The organism is Methylobacter sp. S3L5C (assembly GCF_022788635.1).
Lineage (GTDB): Bacteria > Pseudomonadota > Gammaproteobacteria > Methylococcales > Methylomonadaceae > Methylobacter_C.
In genome coordinates this window covers 1,501,517-1,522,478 of record NZ_CP076024.1, presented here as the reverse complement: position 1 = coordinate 1,522,478, position 20,962 = coordinate 1,501,517, and the positions used below count along the sequence as shown (strand labels likewise).

The 20,962-nt window shown below is 42.8% G+C and carries 23 protein-coding genes; 2 read left to right on the top strand and 21 right to left on the bottom strand.

Translation table 11 applies throughout. The features are described from left to right. Positions 1 to 250: 250 nt before the first annotated feature. The 21 genes from fbaA to KKZ03_RS06975 all read right to left on the bottom strand — a co-directional run bounded on the left by fbaA (position 251) and on the right by KKZ03_RS06975 (position 18,740). Positions 251 to 1,330 carry a class II fructose-bisphosphate aldolase gene (gene fbaA / locus KKZ03_RS07075; protein ID WP_243220815.1) on the bottom strand — a complete coding sequence of 360 codons (1,080 nt, stop codon included), beginning with the start codon at positions 1,328 to 1,330 and terminating at the stop codon, positions 251 to 253. 96 nt (positions 1,331 to 1,426) lie between these two features. Beyond that, positions 1,427 to 2,413, bottom strand: coding sequence for a transaldolase (locus KKZ03_RS07070; protein ID WP_243220814.1), 987 nt, complete (start codon positions 2,411 to 2,413; stop codon positions 1,427 to 1,429). A 213-nt stretch (positions 2,414 to 2,626) separates the two neighbouring features. Continuing rightward, a complete protein-coding gene (locus tag KKZ03_RS07065) occupies positions 2,627 to 3,415 on the bottom strand; it encodes a hypothetical protein (RefSeq protein WP_243220813.1) in 789 nt (262 codons plus the stop codon). Positions 3,416 to 3,418: 3 nt separating this feature from the next. Further along, entirely contained in the window at positions 3,419 to 4,129 is a 711-nt protein-coding gene (locus KKZ03_RS07060; RefSeq protein ID WP_243220812.1) for an LPXTG cell wall anchor domain-containing protein, read from the bottom strand. 124 nt (positions 4,130 to 4,253) lie between these two features. Next, a complete protein-coding gene (tkt, locus tag KKZ03_RS07055; protein WP_243220811.1) occupies positions 4,254 to 6,248 on the bottom strand; it encodes a transketolase in 1,995 nt (664 codons plus the stop codon). A gap of 129 nt (positions 6,249 to 6,377) precedes the next feature. Then, on the bottom strand, positions 6,378 to 6,911 hold the full coding sequence (hxlB, locus tag KKZ03_RS07050) for a 6-phospho-3-hexuloisomerase (protein WP_243220810.1): 534 nt from the start codon (positions 6,909 to 6,911) through the stop codon (positions 6,378 to 6,380). Between the two features lie 2 nt (positions 6,912 to 6,913). After that, a complete protein-coding gene (hxlA, locus tag KKZ03_RS07045; protein WP_243220809.1) occupies positions 6,914 to 7,555 on the bottom strand; it encodes a 3-hexulose-6-phosphate synthase in 642 nt (213 codons plus the stop codon). A gap of 323 nt (positions 7,556 to 7,878) precedes the next feature. Beyond that, positions 7,879 to 8,643: a TatD family hydrolase gene (locus KKZ03_RS07040; protein ID WP_243220808.1), complete on the bottom strand. Its 765-nt coding sequence runs from the start codon at positions 8,641 to 8,643 to the stop codon at positions 7,879 to 7,881. Positions 8,644 to 8,654: 11 nt separating this feature from the next. Further along, on the bottom strand, positions 8,655 to 9,005 hold the full coding sequence (locus tag KKZ03_RS07035; RefSeq protein WP_243220807.1) for a PilZ domain-containing protein: 351 nt from the start codon (positions 9,003 to 9,005) through the stop codon (positions 8,655 to 8,657). Between the two features lie 2 nt (positions 9,006 to 9,007). Then, positions 9,008 to 9,997: a DNA polymerase III subunit delta' gene (locus KKZ03_RS07030; protein WP_243220806.1), complete on the bottom strand. Its 990-nt coding sequence runs from the start codon at positions 9,995 to 9,997 to the stop codon at positions 9,008 to 9,010. After that, a complete protein-coding gene (tmk, locus tag KKZ03_RS07025; protein WP_243220805.1) occupies positions 9,994 to 10,617 on the bottom strand; it encodes a dTMP kinase in 624 nt (207 codons plus the stop codon). Before tmk ends, KKZ03_RS07030 begins: the two co-directional genes overlap by 4 nt. Continuing rightward, the gene (mltG, locus tag KKZ03_RS07020) at positions 10,614 to 11,624 is read right to left on the bottom strand and encodes an endolytic transglycosylase MltG (protein ID WP_243220804.1); all 1,011 of its coding nucleotides are present in this window, start codon (positions 11,622 to 11,624) and stop codon (positions 10,614 to 10,616) included. Before mltG ends, tmk begins: the two co-directional genes overlap by 4 nt. After that, entirely contained in the window at positions 11,614 to 12,447 is an 834-nt protein-coding gene (pabC, locus tag KKZ03_RS07015; protein ID WP_243220803.1) for an aminodeoxychorismate lyase, read from the bottom strand. Before pabC ends, mltG begins: the two co-directional genes overlap by 11 nt. A 30-nt stretch (positions 12,448 to 12,477) precedes the next feature. Further along, the gene (fabF, locus tag KKZ03_RS07010) at positions 12,478 to 13,722 is read right to left on the bottom strand and encodes a beta-ketoacyl-ACP synthase II (RefSeq protein WP_243220802.1); all 1,245 of its coding nucleotides are present in this window, start codon (positions 13,720 to 13,722) and stop codon (positions 12,478 to 12,480) included. A gap of 174 nt (positions 13,723 to 13,896) precedes the next feature. After that, positions 13,897 to 14,127: an acyl carrier protein gene (gene acpP, locus KKZ03_RS07005; protein WP_243220801.1), complete on the bottom strand. Its 231-nt coding sequence runs from the start codon at positions 14,125 to 14,127 to the stop codon at positions 13,897 to 13,899. 140 nt (positions 14,128 to 14,267) lie between these two features. Next, entirely contained in the window at positions 14,268 to 14,996 is a 729-nt protein-coding gene (fabG, locus tag KKZ03_RS07000) for a 3-oxoacyl-ACP reductase FabG (protein WP_243220800.1), read from the bottom strand. Beyond that, the gene (gene fabD, locus KKZ03_RS06995; protein ID WP_243220799.1) at positions 14,989 to 15,939 is read right to left on the bottom strand and encodes an ACP S-malonyltransferase; all 951 of its coding nucleotides are present in this window, start codon (positions 15,937 to 15,939) and stop codon (positions 14,989 to 14,991) included. The genes fabG and fabD overlap by 8 nt, the downstream gene beginning before the upstream one ends. A gap of 17 nt (positions 15,940 to 15,956) precedes the next feature. Continuing rightward, on the bottom strand, positions 15,957 to 16,925 hold the full coding sequence (locus KKZ03_RS06990; protein WP_243220798.1) for a beta-ketoacyl-ACP synthase III: 969 nt from the start codon (positions 16,923 to 16,925) through the stop codon (positions 15,957 to 15,959). Continuing rightward, positions 16,922 to 17,950 carry a phosphate acyltransferase PlsX gene (gene plsX, locus KKZ03_RS06985; protein WP_256452000.1) on the bottom strand — a complete coding sequence of 343 codons (1,029 nt, stop codon included), beginning with the start codon at positions 17,948 to 17,950 and terminating at the stop codon, positions 16,922 to 16,924. Before plsX ends, KKZ03_RS06990 begins: the two co-directional genes overlap by 4 nt. An 83-nt stretch (positions 17,951 to 18,033) precedes the next feature. Next, positions 18,034 to 18,213 (bottom strand): 50S ribosomal protein L32, encoded by a 180-nt coding sequence (rpmF, locus tag KKZ03_RS06980; protein WP_243220797.1) that lies wholly within the window; start codon positions 18,211 to 18,213, stop codon positions 18,034 to 18,036. Continuing rightward, positions 18,213 to 18,740 carry a DUF177 domain-containing protein gene (locus KKZ03_RS06975; protein WP_243220796.1) on the bottom strand — a complete coding sequence of 176 codons (528 nt, stop codon included), beginning with the start codon at positions 18,738 to 18,740 and terminating at the stop codon, positions 18,213 to 18,215. The genes rpmF and KKZ03_RS06975 overlap by 1 nt, the downstream gene beginning before the upstream one ends. Before the next feature lie 447 nt (positions 18,741 to 19,187). Here KKZ03_RS06975 and KKZ03_RS06970 point away from each other — a divergent pair, with 447 nt between their 5' ends. Both KKZ03_RS06970 and KKZ03_RS06965 read left to right on the top strand, forming a co-directional pair. Further along, the gene (locus KKZ03_RS06970; protein ID WP_243221557.1) at positions 19,188 to 20,072 is read left to right on the top strand and encodes an NAD(P)-dependent oxidoreductase; all 885 of its coding nucleotides are present in this window, start codon (positions 19,188 to 19,190) and stop codon (positions 20,070 to 20,072) included. Further along, entirely contained in the window at positions 20,065 to 20,829 is a 765-nt protein-coding gene (locus tag KKZ03_RS06965; protein ID WP_243220795.1) for a hydroxypyruvate isomerase family protein, read from the top strand. The genes KKZ03_RS06970 and KKZ03_RS06965 overlap by 8 nt, the downstream gene beginning before the upstream one ends. Positions 20,830 to 20,962: the final 133 nt, after the last annotated feature.

The following is a 20,962-nucleotide window of genomic DNA, read 5'->3' as shown; positions in this document are numbered from 1 at the left end:
GCAGCTTGCAATTCAAAATGACCTATCGACAACTATTAAAAGTCAGAGGATCATCATCATTAGCGCCATAATGCGCTTTGGTGATTTAAGAAACACGTGGGGTCGCCATCAACCAAATACCCTTATCGATACGAAAGTTGTTTTTCGACTTTTTATTGTCCAGGTTTCTTGGGGTAAGTTGCGGAATGTCGGGCATAAAAAAAGCCGATGCATCAAACACCGGCTTTTTTAATTGAATCGTCTGCTGCTATTACAAAGTATGTACAGCGTTCAATTCCTTAAAAGCTTGTTCCAGGCGAGTGATCATTCCCACTTCACCGGCACGTTGCCAAACACGTGGATCATAATATTTTTTGTTAGGCTTGTCGTCACCGTCAGGATTGCCGATTTGACCTTGCAAATAACCTTCATTTTCCTTGTAAAAGTTCATGATACCTTCCCAAGTAGCCCACTGAGTATCAGTATCAATGTTCATTTTAACGACACCGTAGCTAATCGATTCTTTGATTTCTGCCGCAGAAGAACCCGAACCACCGTGGAAAACAAAATTCAATGTATTCGCAGGTATGCCATATTTTTCAGTGACATATTTTTGCGAATTGGCCAATATGGCAGGTGTCAATTTAACATTACCTGGCTTGTAAACGCCATGCACATTGCCAAAAGAAGCCGCGATGGTAAAACGATGACTAATTTTGCTTAATTCTTCATAAGCATAAGCAACGTCTTCTGGCTGTGTGTACAACAATGAATGATCCAAATTGCTGTTATCAACGCCGTCTTCTTCACCACCGGTAACACCCAATTCGATTTCTAGTGTCATGCCCATTTTGGACATACGTGCCAGGTATTGACCACAAATTTCAATATTTTCGTGCAGACTTTCTTCCGATAAATCCAACATGTGCGAGCTGAATAAAGGTTTGCCTGTTGCAGCAAAATGTTTTTCGCCAGCATCCAACAAGCCATCAATCCAGGGCAATAATTTTTTTGCTGCGTGATCTGTATGAAGAATAACCGGTACACCATAAGCTTCTGCCATCAGGTGAACATGCTGAGCGCCTGAGATAGCACCAAGAACCGCAGCATCCTGACCGTCTAATTTAAGACCTTTACCTGCAACAAATTGAGCGCCACCGTTAGAAAACTGAATAACAACAGGTGATTTCACCTTGGCGGCGGCTTCCAATACGGCATTAATTGAATCAGTATTGATAACATTAACAGCCGGCATTGCGAACTTGTTTTCTTTACAAATTGCAAAGATTTTTTGGACATCTTCACCGGTTACAACGCCGGGTTTAACTACATCTAAAATTTTTTGTGACATTTTGGTATCCTGTTTAAGTCAATTTGCTTGAGGGGTAATAAAACTCGGCGTCATTCGGACATGACAATCGTCCATACCCAATGACGTAGCGCTTTTTTAACCTTCCAGGCTAGCCAAACGGGCAGCAAGAAGCTCTTCAAGGGCTTCCAGTGCAGCCGCAAAGCCGCTGATACCTTCAGCTAATTTATCGTTAGCCATGCGGTTTTCAACGTGCATACGATCAAAAGTTGCTTTATCAATAGTTAATTTTTCAATTGACAATGTTGCTGCATTTTCTGGATCAAGCTTGCGTGGTAAGTCACCTTCTGTGGCTTGCAACTCGGCCAACAAAGAAGGCGCAATCGTCAACAAATCACAACCGGCTAATTCTGTAATTTCACCAAGACTCCTGAAACTGGCACCCATAACTTCAGTCTTGTAACCAAATTTTTTGTAATAGTTGTAGATTTCAGTGACTGAAACCACACCTGGATCTTCTGCAGGCGCATAAGAATCACGGCCGGTATCTTTCTTGTACCAATCAAGAATACGTCCAACAAAAGGAGAAATCAGAGTGATGCCATTTTCGGCACAAGCAATAGCCTGATGAAGACCAAACAATAGCGTCAAATTACAATGAATACCCTCTTTTTCAAGAACGGCAGCTGCCTGAATACCTTCCCAGGTAGCAGCAATTTTAATTAATACACGGTCACGAGCAACATCATTTGCTTCGTATTGCGCTATTAACTCACGACCTTTTGCAATGGTAGCATCAGTATCGAAAGAAAGACGGGCATCAACTTCAGTTGAAACGCGGCCAGGAATAATCTCAAGAATCTTAAGACCAAAAGAAACAGCAAGGCTGTCAAAGGCAAGTGAAACTACCTCGGCAGCTGAAGCCGCTTTTCCTTTACTGGCTCTGGCGGCTTTCAACGTATCATCAACAATGCCTTGGTATTGCGGCATTTGTGCAGCTGCAGTAATTAACGATGGGTTTGTAGTAGAATCACGAGGCTTAAAAGTTTCAATTGCCTGGATATCTCCGGTATCAGCCACAACAACAGTGAATTCTTTAAGTTGCTCTAGTAAATTTTTTCCCATAATTGGTGCCTTTTATATTTATAATTAAAAAATCGAATGGTCGCGCGTAATGATTAATCAGTATCGCGAATGCTTGAATTTGGCCGTTGGTAGAAACGATAATAATTAAGGCAAAGTGATTTAAAACCAGCCCCAATAGAGGAGAAACAGAGAAAAACTCCGCCAGCGATCGTTAAAATCGCTATGACGGCAGTCTGTTTCTCAAAAGATTTATTAACCTTGGTGCCGCATGTACTTTTCGACACCTGTTTCAACCGCAACGGGTTTTTGCCTGTCAACCAAAGCTTGTCTTACCATGTACTTGGCAACCCTACTTATCTGCGGCAGACTCGCCTGATGTTGCAGATACTGATCAACCTTGGTTTGACCTACAGCTTGCTTAACCTGCTTCGCTGCCAAAGCGGCCAAAACCGCTTGCTTTGCCATATACTTGGCAACCCGGCTTGGCTGTGGCAAACTTGCCTGATGTTGTAAATACTTGGCAACTCCAGATACTTCTACTTGAGCGTGCTGCACTTGCAGGGCAGACAAAGCTGATTGTTTTGCCAGATACTTGGCAACTTTACTAGGTTGCGGCAAACTTGCCTGATGTTTCAGATATTTTTCTACGCCACTAAGTCCTGGTGCTGCTTTTTTATTTTTAAGGTATTTTTCAACGCCTGTAACTTCGTTTTCACCAAGGGACTGTCTTTTCTGTTTTTCAGCTATTGACTGTCTCAGAATATACTTGGCTACACGACTGGCAGAAGACTTGCTCTGGCTTTCCAAATACCGGGCAACTCCAGTCGCCGATTGATTTGACATCCGATTTTCCTGCTCAATTTCTTTTCTGCTTAAAGCATTCTGATGATCCAAATACTTGGCAACACCAGTAAGCCCGTCGGAATCTCTGGAATAGACAGGATAAACAGCCTTAATTTCCTCGGTTTTAGGCCGTTTCATAAAAAAGAATAAGCCGGCAACAGCAGGAAAAAACAATCCACTCAAGTTATTCTGGCTCATTGATTATCCCCGGTCGCGCATGTATTTTTCAACACCAGTTGCTGCTTTTCCTGCTTCTTTTGGTGATGCAGCCTGTTTTGCCATATATTTGGCAACGCCGGTTACTGATGCGGATCTTACATTTTTTTCCAGATATCTGGTAACGCCGGTACCTGATATTTTGTTTAAATACTTACCAACACCTGTAAGCGAATAAGTTCTTTTAGCAGGTTCTGAGGCTTTTTTCTCAACAGCAACAGCACTACGTCTTTTGAAGAAATAAAATCCAGCTAAAGCAAGAACTACCAAGCCAATGAGATAGCTCGACATGGATGCTTCTTCAGTAGCTTCAGGAGCAGTGATACTTTCACTGACAGCTTCACTTTCTACCGCAGTTGAAGCAGCTTCTTTTTTCGCTACAGTCGCTTTCACTGACTCGATAGCTTTGTAGTTAGGATCAACATACAAAACTTCCGGCTGGAAGTCTGCTGCAGGATATTTTGAATCAGCAGTGCTTTCAGGAGTAACTGCAGCGGCTGGAGCAGAGACAGGCGCTTTGGCAGCAGGAGCCTTGGCAGCAGCTTTTGCCGGGCTATTCTTGGCGATATAGTCAGCATCCTGATAAAGCACTTCAGGCTGGAAATCTGCAGCAGGGTATTGTTGATCTGCGCCAGCAACGGTACTTGCTAATAGCAATGCCGCGAATGCACATTTGGTCAAATTATTCTTTTTCACGTTGTTCACCTAAAAGTCGGAAGAAGTGGTTAGAGAGCCCGACACACCAGATTATTAGTGCCTCTAAAGTGAGGAGCTCTCTCCAAATTTAATGTGTATAACTACTCTATATTTTGTTTTAAAACTAAAGTACTGCTTCTACGTTCTTGACTACGTTTTCAACGGTGAAGCCAAACTCTTTGAAAAGCTGACCCGCTGGAGCAGACTCGCCGAAACGGTCGAGACCTACAATTTTACCGTTGGTTCCTACGTACTTCCACCAACCATCAGTCACACCCGCTTCAACCGCGACACGCTGAGTCACCGCAGCAGGCAATACTGACTCACGATAAGCAGCATCTTGAGCATCGTAGATATTGGTAGACGGCATAGAAACTACACGAATTTTTTTACCTGCTGCAGTTAACTGCTCAGCCGCTTTCAGTGCCAATTCAACTTCTGAACCGGTAGCGATGATAATAGCTTCTGGTTGTCCATCGCAGTCACTCAATATATATCCACCACGTGAAATCGCCTCAATTTGCTCTTGAGTACGTGGTACATGAGGCAAATTCTGACGGGAAAAAACCAAAATAGAAGGCCCGTTTTGACGCTCTATAGCGGCTTTCCAAGACACTGTGGTTTCAACTGCATCACAAGGACGCCACACTTGTATATTTGGAATCAGACGCAGTGTTGCGATTTGTTCAACAGGTTGATGAGTAGGACCATCTTCACCCAAACCGATAGAGTCATGAGTATAAACAAAAAGTGCACGAATCTTCATCAAAGAAGCCATACGCAAGGCATTACGGGCATATTCCGAGAACATCAGGAAAGTCGAGCCAAATGGAATAAAGCCGCCATGCAAGGCGATACCATTCATAATCGCAGACATACCAAATTCACGCACACCGTAATTGATGTAATTGGCATCAGGCTTATCGGCACGCATAGGCTTGTAGCCAGTCCATTCAGTCATGTTGGAACAGCCCAAATCGGCAGACCCACCAAAAATTTCAGGTAAAAGCTTTGCAAACCCTTCAATTGCAGCGAGTGAAGACAAACGTGTAGCCGTTGTTTTGGCTTCAGCATCAACTGCACTGACAAAAGCGTCCGCATCAGCTTGCCAGTTTTTGGGCAATTCACCAACAGTACGACGTTGATATTCAGCGGCTAACTCAGGATGAGCTGCTTGATAAGCTGCGAATTTTTCATTCCATTCGTTTTCAGCTTGAGCACCTTTGGCTTTAGCATCCCAACCCGCATAAACATCCGCTGGGACTACAAAGGCTTCATGATCCCAACCCAAAGCGGCTTTAGTCAGATTAATTTCATCCTGACCCAGAGCGGCACCATGACAGGCATGGCTACCGGCTTTATTTGGCGAACCAAAACCAATGGTTGTTTTGCAACAAATCATGGTGGGCTTATCGGTCATGGCCTTGGCCATTTGGATTGCTTTAATGAGCGCAACAGAATCGTGTCCATCGACATCAGCGATAACATGCCAGCCGTAAGCTTCAAAACGCATCGGCGTATTGTCGGTAAACCAGCCCTCAACATGACCGTCAATGGAAATGCCATTGTCGTCCCAGAAAGCGATTAAATTACCTAAGCCCAAGGTTCCAGCCAATGAACAGGCTTCGTGAGAAATACCTTCCATCAAGCAGCCATCACCTAAAAAAGCATAGGTGTGATGGTCAACAATTTTGTGTCCATCCCTGTTGAATTGGGCAGCAAGTGCTTTTTCAGCAATCGCCATACCTACCGCATTGGTAATACCTTGACCTAAAGGACCGGTAGTTGTTTCTACGCCTGGCGCATAGCCATATTCCGGGTGACCAGGCGTTTTAGAATGAAGTTGGCGAAAATTCTTTAGCTCTTCGATTGGCAAAGCGTAGCCAGTCAGATGCAACAAAGAATAAATCAGCATTGAACCGTGGCCATTAGAAAGCACGAAACGGTCCCGATTTGACCATTGTGGATTGGTCGGGTTGTGGCGCATAAAATCATTCCACAAAACCTCGGCAATATCTGCCATTCCCATTGGAGCACCAGGGTGTCCAGAGTTTGCTTTTTGAACGGCATCCATGCTCAAAGCGCGTATGGCGTTCGCTAATTCTCGGCGCGAAGTCATATTGTTCCCCTTACTATTCTTATAAATTATGTGTAGTGACTTCTATCAACTGGGCGATTTTGTCACGAAATTTTTTTGATGCGTCATATGACGTTTGAACGAGTGGCATAACCACTCGTTCTTTTGACATTACTCTAAATTAGCGTGTCTTTCTCTCATAACTTCTTCAGCAATACCTTTGTCATGGATAACATGAGCAATGGTTGCTTCCAAAAATAGTAAGGTAGAAAGCTCAAATACGGTTCCCATTGGCATTCCTAAAACTTTGCCATATAGATCTGAACGACCAATTTGGAACACTGCATCGGCCATATCACCAATTGTTGAATCGTTTTTTGCCGAAATCAACACAATGTTAGCACCTACTTTTTTAGCACTTTTAGTGAATGCTATCAGTTGTTCAGTCTCTCCAGAACCGGAGATGATAATCAACAGATCACCACTTTTAATGCTTGGCGTTACAATTTCGCCAACGACACTTACATCGTAACCGCCATGTACCAATCTCATGGCAAAAAAATTGCCAACCAGTTTGGACCGTCCAGCGCCTGCGATAAACACGCGTTTAGCATTATCAAGCAAGTGGGTCAGCTTAACATCATACGTATCATCGGTTGCTTCAAGAATACCTGAAATCTTTTCTATGATAAGTTGCTGATGCATAATTATACGGCGTCAACCAATTCACGAATTTCACGTGCTGCATCAGCAGGTGATGCTGCACCATAGATGGCTGCGCCAACTACGACAATGCTTGCACCGGCTCTAACAACATCTTGTACTGTTGATGCTTTAATGCCGCCCGCTACTGAAATTCTTACAGGCAAACCTAATGCTGCGATATCATTCAAATCAGCAAAAGGAGTGTGACCTGCTGCCTGAGCATCAAGACCTGTATGAATACCCATGATTTGAGCGCCGGCTTCTGCAGTTGCTTTTGCACAAGCTACTTTATCGTCAACATTGATCAAATCGATTTGAGCTTCTGCGCCATGAGCATTAGCTGCTTTGATCACGCCTTGGCAAGTTGCCAGACCTGATACACCAAGAACAGTAACAATATCAGCGCCTGCTGCATAGAATGGAGTTGCTTCGTATTCGCCAGCATCCATTGTTTTAAGATCAACCAACAACAATTTATCCGGAAATCTTTCTCTTAGTTCTCTAACCAGATTGATGCCATTATGTTTGATACAAGGAGTTCCAATTTCAAAAATGTCAACATAAGGTGCTACCAATGTAGCAAGGCCTACTGTTGCGTCAAAATCCAGTGAATCTAATGCCATTTGAATTAATGCTTTTGCCATGATAAGTGCTCCGAAGGGTTATATTAATAATTATATTTGGTTACATACTTGTTTTGCGGACACAACTGTAAAGTAGAATGGGGACAGATGTCAATCCCAAATGATCAATGATCAATATCCCAACCGGTCCGCATAGGTATAAAATAGTCTAAATAACATCAAAATGTTTTTTTATTTCACGCGTCTAACGGTATTTTACACGATTACTCTCAAGTATGGAGTTGTTAATACAAGGCCCAGCAACTAATTTGCCTTACTAAGAAGAACTTAGCGGTAGTTCGCCATTTTTTACTATTTTTTAACCCTGCCGCAAATCAACATAATTAAAATAAATCATAAAAATTCCTGGTTGACAGATCGGCTATTTTATTTACTGGCATACCTCGCAAATCAGCTATCTGCTCTGCCACATAGCGCACATAAATTGGATAATTTGGTCTGCCACGAAAAGGTACCGGAGCCAAATAGGGCGAATCTGTTTCAATAAGAAAACGGTCAGCAGGTACTTTTTTTGCCACTTCTTTGATTACCGTGGCATTGTTAAACGTAACAATACCGGAAAAAGAAATATAAAAATTCAAATCCAGCGCCTGCTGGGCAAACTCCCAATCTTCGGTAAAGCAGTGAATAACTCCCCCAACCTCGCCGGCACCTTCTTCTTTGAGAATGCGTAAAGTATCTTCCTTGGCCTCGCGGGTATGAATAATTAACGGTTTTTTTAAACTTTTTGCCGCATTAATATGATTTCTGAAACGTTGATGCTGCCAACTCAAATCACCTTCACTACGAAAATAATCCAGGCCCGTTTCACCTATACCAAGCACTTTGTCGGACTGCCCTAAAGCAATTAACTCATCAACACCAGGGTCTTTGCAATCCTGAACATTTGGATGCACACCAACCGTCACGGATATTTTTGAATAACCTGCTACCAAATCCAACATGGCCGGATAAGACTCCAAATCGATAGCAATACACAATAAGTGCTCAAGTTGATTCGCTTCTGCTTCCTGCATAAAACAAGAAAAATCATTTTGATAAGGTTTCAGATCAATACGATCCAAGTGGCAATGTGAGTCAATTAACATGAATGAGAGAGTTACATAGTGTGGGTTGATCGGTCAGACGTTAAAACGCCCGCCAAATAGGTTTCTATTTTATTTCGTGCGACACCACCATCCTGATCACTAAACTGCACACCAATACCACTGGTTCGATAACTGCCTGATCGAGGCGGTGTTTTCCAAATTACTTTTCCGACTATCGGTAACCGCTCGGTTTCTTCCATTAAATTAAGTAATAGAAAGACTTCCTGCCCCATGTCATAGTCCCGGTTAGTGGGAATAAACAAGCCTCCGTTTATAACAAACGGCATGTAGGCTGCATATAAAGCGCTTTTATCCTTAATTGAAACAGTCAATATCCCTTGCCTGGGCGCGGATTCTGCCATGGTTATTTAACCAGATTAAGTTCAAGCCACTTTATTAAAATTTCTTCAAACATTGTCTGCTTGTTTATTTGAGTATTGAGTCGTTGCCGACTCGCCAATATTAAATCATACAACTTATAAAGCTCTTTCAGTTCAATTTGCAAAGACAACTCTTGCAAAGATTCTTTCAAGTCCGGATTATATAACCAGTCGGCATTTATTGGGTAACAACATTTAATCATGTCGATAATCCAGGATGTTATCCAGAATAATAAAGATGAATTAGGTAACTTATGCCATTCCTCGGCAATAACAACCGGATGCCTGCGTTGTTTGGCTATATCAATCCATGCCTTAAAGCAGTCATTACGCAGAGTTAACGTACCGTCATTGGAGTAAGCCAGTGCCAGTAACGGCGAACCCTGCGCTAATCCATAAAGCGAAATAACATCGCTATGCACTATCGCTACATTCTGCTCCTTGAGCCAGGCAAAGACAGCTTCTTTATCAGGTTTGACAACAACAAGTTTCTGGCAACGACTGACAATAGTCGCCGGCAAACAGGCCGGTTTATCAGAAATTAAAATAATAACTGTGCGCTCTGTCGGCTCCTCCAAACACTTTAGAAATGCATTCGCTGCGGCATTATTCATAAGATCAGCCGGACTGACAATAACAACGCGCCAGGAATCAAACTGGGGCTTTAAGGTCAGCCTGGTTACCAGACCGCGAATTTGTCCTATAGTAATAGCTTTTCCCGGCTCATCAGGCGTTATTTGCAGAAAATCCGGGTGGGTTTGCGCATTAAGCAATAAACAACGATCACAATGACCACAATGCAAACCGTTGTTTTGTGGCGCATCACAAAGCAGCGAAAAAGCAAATTGCTTGGCCAATTGTTGTTTACCGAGACCTTTATTACCGCTTATTAATAAAGCCTGAGGGACACGGTTTTGCGCTCTATAATCACAGAGATGTGCCCAACTTTGTTGCTGCCAAGGCAATATTGTCATCTTAAAAAAGTACGAATAGTATCAATCAGTGCCCTTTGCACATCTCCTAACGGCTGATTAGCCTGAATGAGCTTGATACGCTCAGGATGCAACTCTGCCTGTAATAAATAAGCCCGTCTGACACTCTCAAAAAAACTGATTTTTTCTGATTCAAAACGATCGAAAACACCTCTTACCCTGGCTCGCTCTATACCTATTTCAACAGGCGCATCCAGCAACACAGTCAAATCAGGCTTTAGATTACCTTGTACCAAATTTTCCAACCACTCTATAGAGCTAATACGCATATTTCTACCACCACCTTGATAAGCATAAGTTGCATCAGTAAAACGATCACAAAGCACCCAATTTCCTTGAGCTAAAGCAGGCTCAATGACATGTTTGATATGCTGGGCGCGGGCCGCAAAAATCAACAATAATTCAGCATGTTCTGAAATGGCTTCACTGTCTTTATCCAGCAATAAATGGCGTATTTTTTCGGCTAATGCCGTTCCTCCAGGTTCGCGTGTAACAACAACAGAAATATTATGCTGTTGCAGATAATCCTTTATAAAAGCAACATTAGTCGTCTTGCCTACACCTTCTCCACCTTCCAGCGTAATAAACTTGCCTCTGATCATTTTTTCTTCCTTTGATAGCTGTCGACTGCGATATTATGATCTTTTAATGTCGCAGAAAACTGATGGGTGCCATCACCACGAGCGACAAAATACAGGCTATTACCATGATCAGGATGCAGGACCGCATAAATGGCATCCCGACCCGGCATGGCGATGGGCGTAGGTGGCAAACCTCTAATGACATAAGTATTGTAAGGTGTCGCGGTTTTTAAATCGTTATAACCGATATTGCCTTGGTAACTTTCGCCCATGCCATAGATAACCGTAGGATCGGTTTGTAGCAGCATATCGGTTTGAAGCCTGCGTACAAAAACCCCGGCGATTAAAGGTCGCTCCGCAACCACTGCGGTTTCTTTCTCGACAATGGAGGCAAGAATTAATGCTTCATAAGACGTTTTAAAAGGCAGTCCCTCGGCTTTATTACTCCATTCCTGATTTAATACTACCTGCATTTTTTCATAGGCTCTTTTTAGTAAAGCAACATCAGAAGTATGCTTTTCAAAAAAGTAAGTGTCCGGAAAAAACATCCCTTCAAGCGGTGGCATGGGTGCAGACGTTGCGGTACCAAACTGCGAAATTAACACACCAAAATTATTATTGGACAAGGTATGTTCTATATTGGGATTACTTTCAATGGCATGAAGTACTTCTTTAAAATTCCAGCCCTCCGGAAAAGTAATCGCATACTGCCTGGTTTTTCCTTGTACAAACAGTGCCAATATTTCGGGCAAGGTTAAACCGGAAACTAATTCATATTCCCCGGTTTTAAGCTTGCTGATTGCTTTTTCCTGAACAGCGATAACCTTAAACCAAAGCGGCTTAATATTAACGTTGTGACTTAACAACTTCTCGGTAATTTGATTAAAAGACTCGCCTTTATTGATTTCTATAATAACCGAATTACCCACTACCGCCGGTTGATGCAATGCGCGCTGATAATCCCGCCACAGCCAATCAGATCCGATAATGAATACCAGTAATAGACAAACTATGATTTTAAAGACCACTACTAATGGCCTTCTTTTCAAATTGCGCCAGCTTGATTTGTAACTGCCTGGTTATCGCTCCCACCGAAAAACAGGTCCCGGCGATTTGTTTGACAGGCCAAATACCTATAATCGAATTACAGACAAATACCTCATCGGCAGACAGCAATTCATCTTTAGTAAAGGTGTGCTCTATGACAGAAATTCCGTCACAAGATGAGTTTATCATTATAAGGCCACGAATAATACCGGCAACACCGGCTAACGTAAGTAATGATGTGTACAGGGTATTGTTTTTAACATAGAACAAATTGGTCATTGTTCCTTCAATGACATGCTCATTTATGTCCAGCATAATTCCTTCCTGAATGGCAGGATCAGACCATTCAGCACGAGCCAGTACCTGCTCAAGCCGATTTAGATGCTTAATACCCGCCAACGCAGGATTTAATCCTAAACGGATATCACAGAAACGGGTAACGATACCTTGTTGTTTAAAGATATCAGGATAATCAGGAGACGGATGTAAACTTAATACGCGGGTAGCCTGAATAACATCAGGTTGACGATAGCCTCGCCCACCGGAACCACGAGTGATTATCAGCTTAAGAACGGCACTACCGGAATGTTGGGAAAGTTTTTGAGCCTCAAGCCTGAGCAACCCAATATCCGGAAAAGGAATAGCCAAGCGGCGACAACCTGCCTGTAACCGGGCCATATGTTGATCAAAAAAAACAGGCTGTCCATTAGTGATGGCTATTGTTTCAAATAAACCATCACCGTATTGAAAGCCACGATCGGATATTTCAATATGCGCCCGGCATTCACCATTAACGAGAATCATCGGTAAAGGCGCAATACTCGCGCCTTTGTCTTACTCGTAACGCTTAAAAACCAAAGAACCATTTGTACCACCAAAACCAAACGAATTGGACATGGCGATGTCAATTTTCATATTTCTTGCCGTATTCGGTACAAAATCAAGATCGCATTCAGGATCCTGATTTTCAAGATTAATGGTTGGCGGAGCAATTTGGTTTTGAATACTTAGTGCCGTAATGACTGCCTCAATACCGCCTGCAGCGCCCAACATATGACCAAGCATGGATTTTGTCGAACTGATTGCCACGTTATAGGCAGAATCGCCTAATGCAGCTTTCATTGCTTGAGTTTCACCGACATCACCTGCCGGTGTTGAGGTACCGTGGGCATTAATATAATCAACAGCATCGGTGTTTATGCCCGCATCACGAAGCGCATTTCTCATACACCTAGCCGCACCTTCACCACCAGCTGAAGGCGTTGTGATGTGATAAGCATCAGAACTCATACCATAACCGACTAATTCAGCATAAATTTTTGCACCACGAGCCTTGGCATGCTCCAGTTCTTCAAGAACAACGACGCCCGCACCATCACTCAAGACAAAGCCGTCACGATCCCTGTCCCAGGGACGACTTGCCGCTTGCGGGTTATCATTACGACGCGATAGCGCCTTGGAGGAAGCAAACCCACCCATAGCTGTCGGTGATGTTGTACAGCGCTCCGCGCCGCCAGCAATCATCACATCGGCGTCACCATATTTAATTAAACGTGCGGCATCACCAATGTTATGCGTACCTGTGGCACAGGCAGTAACAATGGCAAAATTAGGTCCTTTTAACCCGTATTTAATGGAAAGATTACCTGAAATCATATTGATAATGTTGCCAGGAACAAAGAATGGGGAAATGCGGCGGGGTCCGCCTTTCTCATAAGTGGCATAACATTCTTCAATGCCGGTGATGCCGCCAATACCTGAGCCAATCGCTACGCCAATACGTTCTGCGTTTGCCTCGGTAACTTCAAGGCCTGAATCTTCAATGGCTTGAGAACCCGCCGCTATGCCGTAATGGATAAAACCATCCATACGCTTGGCATCTTTGTCAGGAATATACTGGGCAATGTCAAAGTTTCTTATGACACCACCAAAAGTACTGGCAAAAAGAGAAATATCAAAAGAATCGATTGGTGTTATTCCGCTTTTACCGTTAATAATACCATCCCAGGTTTCTGGAACAGAGTTGGCTAAGCACGTAACCGCACCCAATCCAGTTATTACAACTCGACGTTTGCTCAATGTAGTATACCGTAAGAAAAGTGAAGAAGAAGATGATGGGATAATGATCTGAAGATTGTCTTAAATATAACTGACAACCCAGAATTTTACAGAATAAATAAGTACACGTTGCACAATTATTCACAAACAGCGACTAAGAGGACGAACCAGAAGTTCATCCTCTTATAATCATTATTACGCGTGTTTTCCTACGTAATCAATAGCTTGCTGAACAGTAGTAATTTTTTCAGCTTCATCGTCTGGAATTTCGCATTCAAATTCTTCTTCAAGAGCCATAACGAGTTCAACTGTATCCAGAGAATCGGCACCAAGATCATCCACAAATGAAGCATCGATAGCGATATCTTCTTTAACACCTAATTGCTCTGCAACAATCTTTTTTACTCGTTCTTCAATGTTACTCATAATTATTATCCTCAAACAATGTAAATTTTCAATTATTAGAAATTACACTGGTATTGTTATTAGTTTTTACTAGAAATCACGTCTCCGGCAAATCCAGACGGCGTGGCAATTATACTAAAGATTCCAACATTGTCACCATATTAAGGCATAAACATCCCACCATTTACATGCAAGGTTTCACCGGTAATATAACCAGCACCAGCAGAAGCAAGGAATGCAACAGTGTGGGCAATTTCTTTTGCCTCCCCTAATCGAGACAAAGGAATCGATGCCAACAGGGCATTTTTAATATCATCATTTAATTCCCGGGTCATATCAGTATCAATAAATCCGGGAGCAACCGTATTAACGGTAATATTACGCGACCCAACTTCTTTCGCCATTGATTTGGCAAAACCAATCATTCCGGCTTTTGCAGCCGCGTAATTCGCCTGACCTGCGTTACCGGTAAACCCGACCACAGATGAAATATTAATAATACGGCCTGTCTTGGCTTTCATCATCCCGCGTAACACCGCCTTACTCATCCTGAAAACAGATGTTAAGTTGGTATTGATAATGTCATCCCATTCATCATCTTTCATCCGCATCAACAAATTATCTTTGGTGATACCGGCATTGTTAACTAATACAGTAGGCGCACCAAACTCGGTATTAATTTCTTTGATAACTTGTGCAACAGATTCAGCATCAGAAACATCAAGCTTAATACCCTTGCCATTCCCGTCCAAATAAACGGAAATTAAATCAGCACCAGCATCTGATGTTGCAGTGCCGACAACAAAAAAGCCGTCATCTGCCAATCTTTCGGCGATTGCCCTGCCGATACCTCGGCTTGCACCGGTTACTAAGGCTATTTGCTTAACCATTGAATTGCTCCAATACTTTATTTAACGATTCAGGATCATACATGGAAAAATGTTCAGCCTCTTTGGCGATGCGCTTATTTAACCCGATTAATACCTTGCCAGGACCGCACTCAACAAAACGGGTGACACCTCTATCCTGCATCAGCTTAATGGTATCAACCCAGCGCACCGGCTTATACAACTGCTCTTTTAATGCCTGACGAATTAATTCCTGCATAGTATGTGAAGCCACATCGACATTATGAATCAGAGTTATTTTCGGCTCATCAATAACTGTATTCAGCAGATATTGATCCAGCTTATCAGCAGCTGATTGCATCAGGGCACAATGAGAAGGCACACTAACCGGCAATAACAGGGCGCGCTTAGCCCCTGCTTCTTTAGCCGCAAGCATTGCCCTTTCAACAGCAGCAAGATTACCAGCGATAACTACTTGACCAGGCGCATTAAAGTTAACTGCAGATACCACCTCATTTTCGGCAACCTGAGCACAAATAGTAACAACCTGTTGATCGTCAAGCCCCAAAATTGCCGCCATTGATCCGACACCAACAGGCACAGCGTCCTGCATTAATTGCCCTCTCACTGCAACCAGCTTTATAGCATCTTCAAAAGACATGGCACCTGAACAAACCAGCGCAGTATATTCTCCAAGACTATGTCCTGCCATCCAGCCTGGCCGAATAGCGCTATGCTTACGCCAAACCTCCCAAACGGCGACACCTGCAGCCAGCATGGCAGGTTGTGTATTTTGCGTCTGATTAAGATCCTCTTCTGGCCCCTTGACCACAATAGACCATAAATCCTTGCCTAGCGCATCAGAGGCACGCTCAAAGGTATGCTTTACCTCATCATGGTTGACCGCCAAATCCGACAGCATACCCAAAGACTGGGAACCCTGCCCGGGAAAAATAAAAGCCAAGTTGTTCATTTGCTTGCTCATTTTCAAAAATGCTTGTTTTAGTATTTAATTAACACAGTACCCCAAGTAAATCCGCCGCCAAAGGCTTCAAGCAAGATCATTTGTCCTCGCTTAATGCGGCCATCACGAACCGCTTCATTGAAGGCAAGCAGCACCGAAGCAGAAGAGGTATTACCCTGATCTTCAAGCGTCACCACAACCTGGTCCATGGACATTTTTAATTTTTTAGCGGTCGCGGCAATGATTCGTATATTTGCCTGATGGGGAACCAGCCAGTCAATATCCGACTGCTCCATATTATTTGCTTCCAGCGTTTCATCGACAATCCGGCCCAGGGTATTAACAGCGACTTTAAACACCTCGTTGCCGCACATGCTGATGTAAGCAGCTTCATGCTTATTTGCATCCGTAGCAACGTGAGGATTTGGGCAATACAACAAATCTTTATATTCCCCATCGGAATGAATATGCGTAGATAAAATACCCGCCTCGTCTGAAGCGCCCAACAATATAGCCCCCGCTCCGTCGCCAAATAAAATGCAGGTACCCCGATCCGTCCAGTCGACAATGCGCGAACAAATTTCAGTGCCGACAACAAGCACCGTCTTGGCTGCACCTGACTTGATATATTGATCGGCAATACTCAAGCCAAAAATCGATCCTGAACAAGCGGCCTGCACATCAAAAGCAACGGCGTTTTTAATGCCTAAACGTTGCTGCAGCAAGCAACCTGTACTCGGATAAACGAGATCAGGCGTGCCTGTTGCAACAATTATCAAGTCAATATCTTCCGGATCGCAACCCGCGGCCTCTATGGCCTGTCTGGCAGCAATTTCGGCCATGCTGGCAGCGGATTCATTCGGCCCTGCAATTCGACGGCTTTTAATGCCTGTCCGTTCATATATCCAGCTATCTGAGGTGTCAACAGTCTCTGATATTTGTTCATTAGTGCGAATTTCTTCTGGAAGATAACCACCAGTACCGATTACTTTTGAATAACGAATCATGCAATCTCTCTCAGAGCCAAGATTTTCTCTACTTGCTCGCTTATCTTTCTAATGACATCTTTTTTAACTTCAATTTCAGCAAGCTGAATAGCCGTTTTAAAAGCAAGAACATCCGCCCCACCATGACTTTTAATAACTAATCCCCTAAGACCCAAAAAACTGGCGCCATTATACAAACGAGGATCTATACGCTGTTTAAACGACTTAAGAACCGGATAGGCAAGCAAACCAACCAGCTTGGTTAAAATGTTTTTGCCAAAGGCCTCTTTTAATCCAAAGCCAATCATTTTGGCCGCTCCTTCAATTGATTTAAGCGCAACATTACCAACAAATCCATCAGTAACAATCAAATCAACTTTGATATGCCCGGCATTTAAAGAGTCACCTTCTACATAACCAATATAATTTAACGATGAATTTTCCAATAATTTTGCAGCAGCTTTAACCTGCCCATTACCTTTCGTATCTTCTTCGCCGATGTTGAGCAAACCAACTTTTGGGTTATCAATTGCATCAACCGCTTTAACCAATTCATTGCCCATAATGGCAAATTGAAAAAGATGCTCCGCAGTACAATCTACATTTGCTCCCAAATCAAGCACATGAGTATGCCCATGAATTGATGGTAACGTAGAAATAATGGCAGGACGGTCAATCCCTGGAATCATTTTCAAAACAAAGCGCGCAGTTGCCATTAAAGCGCCAGTATTACCAGCACTCACGCAAGCATCGGCATGGCCATCACGAACCATATTGATAGCAACCCGCATTGATGAATCTTTTTTATTTTTAAGCGCCTTGGATGGTGACTCATCCATATCAACGCACTGGGATGCATGATAGATAGTGAGTCTGTCTTGATAATCGGCTAATTCTGATGGCATTAACTGTTTAATAACAGCTTCATCGCCTACTAAAATCAGTTTTAAGTCTGGATTGTTTTTTAAACAATCCAATGATGCCGGAATGGTGACTTTAGGACCGAGATCCCCGCCCATCGCATCAATTGAAATTGTTAAACTCACGCCGACGAACAACTCCGCAGTTATTAAAGGAAGCCGAACCAGATATGGTTCGGCATAGCATCATTTCAGAGCAAAAAAAACGATTACTCTTCGCTTGCGCCTACTATCTGACGACCTTTAAAGTAACCGTCCGGAGTCATGTGATGACGCAAATGCATTTCACCAGTGATTGGATCTTGAGTTAATGCTTTTGCTGTTAAGGCGTCATGTGAACGACGCTGACCACGTCTTGAACGTGACACTTTGCTTTTCTGTACGGCCATTATAAATCTCCAGTGTTTTTAAGTTTGGCTAAAATGGAAAAAGGGTTTTCAGGGGATGACGACTCGTCATTCACTAATGGATCTACGCTGTTATTGTCAATTTTCTGGACAAAACAAGCATGTTGGTGCTTTGGGAAAGCGGGTAATATGAGCAATATCTCATCTTCAATAATATTTTTAAGAAGAATTTTTTCTTCTTCAACCATCAATGGTTCGTAATCTTCAGGCAATCTGTTCGCTTGATCCATCGAGTTAACAATACCTAATTTGATCGTACAATCAATAGGCCAGTCAACAGCCTCCAGACAATTTTGGCACTCAAGTTCCAAAACAGCCTTAATATGCCCCTCAACTTTGGCCAGTCGCCCTTCCCGACCAAAAAAAAGGTCGACAGTAACTGTACCGGTGTCGTTAATCAGCATTTTCGCCAACCGATCCAGATTTTTTAATGGTATTTGACCCTTCAATTCACCACGCTTGTCAGCGAGATGTAAAGGATCTATATATTCGGGTAATCTATCTAACATAACCGTGAAATAATATAGGGAAAAAATAACAGCGTCAAATTCTAAATACAATTTTCATTATATAAAATGAAAGGCTCTCATTAAAAAGCTTCACTATTTAGAATAAAACCAACAGCGCATAGACATAGCAACCTTTAAAAGGCGTTACTCTTCTGACTTAATAAAGCACCTTCATTCACTGACTTGGAGTCACTTATAATATCGGCCCATTATACTTTAAGACAAAAAATTATCCGGCATTTTTCTTCGTTAAATGCACCCATGACTAAAAAATCGTTTAATTTTTTCTTTTATAATTATCAAACACAAGCAGAGCCAACCAATGTCAGGCAATCAAGACAAACTATTGCTAATTTACTGTTTTTTCCTGCATTATAGTTAGCTGCAAGATCGTTTTGTATGACGTTAAATTCAAAATCAATGACAACCAAATCCATAAAAACAAATATGCTCGATAAAAAACCCACTCTTGGCTTCATAGGTATCGGGTTAATGGGCAATCCCATGACCTTGCGCTTGTTAAATGCCGGCTTTAGTGTCAACGTATGGAATCGCAGTCCTGAAAAACTATCACCCGTTACTGATGCGGGAGCGAAGGCTTGCTCATCTGTTGCTGAATTAGTCAAAACATCCAATATTATTTTACTGTGCCTGGCTGATACTCTGGCTGTTGAATCGGTTGTATGCAATGCTATTATGGAAAACGGTTCAGCAAACCAGTTGCTGATTGATTTATCCAGCATCCACCCGGAAAATACCCGACAACTAGCGGCAATGCTACATAATCGATGTGGGATGTCTTGGGTCGATGCACCCGTTTCAGGCGGTGTTGCCGGAGCCGAACAAGGCAGTCTGGCAATTATGGCGGGGGGCAGCATAGAAAATATCAACATTGCCCGCATGGTCCTGGCTCCGCTTTATAAACAATTGACCCACATGGGCGACACAGGCTGCGGCCAGGTCACCAAGATCTGCAACCAAATGATTGTCAGTTGCAATGTTTTGGTTATCGCTGAAATGATCGCACTAGCCCAACAAGCCGGGGTAGTTGCCGAGAAAATACCGCAAGCGCTATCCGGTGGCTTTGCTGATTCTACACCCTTGCAAATCGTCGGCCCGGAAATGGCAACAACTACTTTTGAACCCGTTAAATGGCGAGTTAAAACCTTGTTAAAAGACTTGAATATGGCAGTTGATTTAGGCATTAAACAAGGCAATGCTATCCCTATGTCCAGTCTGGCGGCGCAGCTTATGCAATTGCATGGCAGTCATGGCTATTTGGAACAAAACCCTTCAACTTTAATTAAACTGTTTACTAAAAACGATGCTTAAATTCACGGCTAATTTAAGCATGTTATTTACTGAAGTAGAACTTATCAATCGCTTCAAAGCAGCAAAGCAAAGCAGGTTTGATGCTGTTGAAATACAATTTCCTTATAGCTTGAGCGCAGAAACCCTTAAAAAAACTCTGGAAGAGCAACAATTAAAATTAATATTATTTAATGTAGACGCGGGCGACCTTCTTCATGGCGGCGAAGGGCTGGCTTGTGTACCGGAAAAAACAGACCAATTTCGTCAGGCGGTCGCCCAATCACTGAAATATGCTGCACTATTAAAGCCGGAAGCCATCAATATATTACCTGGCTGTTGCTTTAATAAAACACGAGAACAGGACTATCTGGAAACTTTTAAAGAAAACCTGAATTTTGCTGCCGATGCTTTTTCATCACTGGGTATTAAAACCGTCTTTGAAGCCATTAACAGCCATGATATGCCAGGGTTTATTATCCATAACAGCGAACAAATGCTGAATGTGTTAAAGCAATTAAATCATCCTGATTTATTGATGCAATACGATATTTACCATATGCATAGGATGGGTGACAAGCCCAATGAATTTATTACTCGACATGCTGATAAAATCGGTCACATTCAATTTGCAGATTGCCCGGGACGAGGCCAACCAGGTACAGGACAGATTAATTTTGAACGACTTTTCTCGGTTATTGAAAGGTCGACTTATACCGGATGGACTGGCGCTGAATACAAACCGGTTGGCACAACAACTGAAAGCCTGGACTGGCTTTAATCCTAAAAAACAGGCACCTCATGCCACCCATAGCATGAAACATCTAAAAAAAACCAGCCATATTACTACCGTTTAAAACCTGTTCGAAAAACCTGCCCGCTTAATCATCCTGAGCTCTTCGTACATGATCAGA

What these genes read in the sequence shown, in the direction of transcription:
- tmk (WP_243220805.1), bottom strand. Translation starts at nt 10,617, where the DNA reads ATGATCAGAGGCAAGTTTATTACGCTGGAAGGTGGAGAAGGTGTAGGC.
- pabC (WP_243220803.1), bottom strand. Translation starts at nt 12,447, where the DNA reads ATGATTCTCGTTAATGGTGAATGCCGGGCGCATATTGAAATATCCGAT.
- fbaA (WP_243220815.1), bottom strand. Translation starts at nt 1,330, where the DNA reads ATGTCACAAAAAATTTTAGATGTAGTTAAACCCGGCGTTGTAACCGGT.
- KKZ03_RS06975 (WP_243220796.1), bottom strand. Translation starts at nt 18,740, where the DNA reads ATGTTAGATAGATTACCCGAATATATAGATCCTTTACATCTCGCTGAC.
- KKZ03_RS07040 (WP_243220808.1), bottom strand. Translation starts at nt 8,643, where the DNA reads ATGTTAATTGACTCACATTGCCACTTGGATCGTATTGATCTGAAACCT.
- tkt (WP_243220811.1), bottom strand. Translation starts at nt 6,248, where the DNA reads ATGACTTCGCGCCGAGAATTAGCGAACGCCATACGCGCTTTGAGCATG.
- hxlA (WP_243220809.1), bottom strand. Translation starts at nt 7,555, where the DNA reads ATGGCAAAAGCATTAATTCAAATGGCATTAGATTCACTGGATTTTGAC.
- KKZ03_RS06990 (WP_243220798.1), bottom strand. Translation starts at nt 16,925, where the DNA reads ATGATTCGTTATTCAAAAGTAATCGGTACTGGTGGTTATCTTCCAGAA.
- KKZ03_RS07065 (WP_243220813.1), bottom strand. Translation starts at nt 3,415, where the DNA reads ATGAGCCAGAATAACTTGAGTGGATTGTTTTTTCCTGCTGTTGCCGGC.
- KKZ03_RS07030 (WP_243220806.1), bottom strand. Translation starts at nt 9,997, where the DNA reads ATGACAATATTGCCTTGGCAGCAACAAAGTTGGGCACATCTCTGTGAT.
- fabD (WP_243220799.1), bottom strand. Translation starts at nt 15,939, where the DNA reads ATGAGCAAGCAAATGAACAACTTGGCTTTTATTTTTCCCGGGCAGGGT.
- KKZ03_RS07035 (WP_243220807.1), bottom strand. Translation starts at nt 9,005, where the DNA reads ATGGCAGAATCCGCGCCCAGGCAAGGGATATTGACTGTTTCAATTAAG.
- hxlB (WP_243220810.1), bottom strand. Translation starts at nt 6,911, where the DNA reads ATGCATCAGCAACTTATCATAGAAAAGATTTCAGGTATTCTTGAAGCA.
- KKZ03_RS07070 (WP_243220814.1), bottom strand. Translation starts at nt 2,413, where the DNA reads ATGGGAAAAAATTTACTAGAGCAACTTAAAGAATTCACTGTTGTTGTG.
- KKZ03_RS06965 (WP_243220795.1), top strand. Translation starts at nt 20,065, where the DNA reads ATGCTTAAATTCACGGCTAATTTAAGCATGTTATTTACTGAAGTAGAA.
- acpP (WP_243220801.1), bottom strand. Translation starts at nt 14,127, where the DNA reads ATGAGTAACATTGAAGAACGAGTAAAAAAGATTGTTGCAGAGCAATTA.
- KKZ03_RS06970 (WP_243221557.1), top strand. Translation starts at nt 19,188, where the DNA reads ATGCTCGATAAAAAACCCACTCTTGGCTTCATAGGTATCGGGTTAATG.
- rpmF (WP_243220797.1), bottom strand. Translation starts at nt 18,213, where the DNA reads ATGGCCGTACAGAAAAGCAAAGTGTCACGTTCAAGACGTGGTCAGCGT.
- fabG (WP_243220800.1), bottom strand. Translation starts at nt 14,996, where the DNA reads ATGGTTAAGCAAATAGCCTTAGTAACCGGTGCAAGCCGAGGTATCGGC.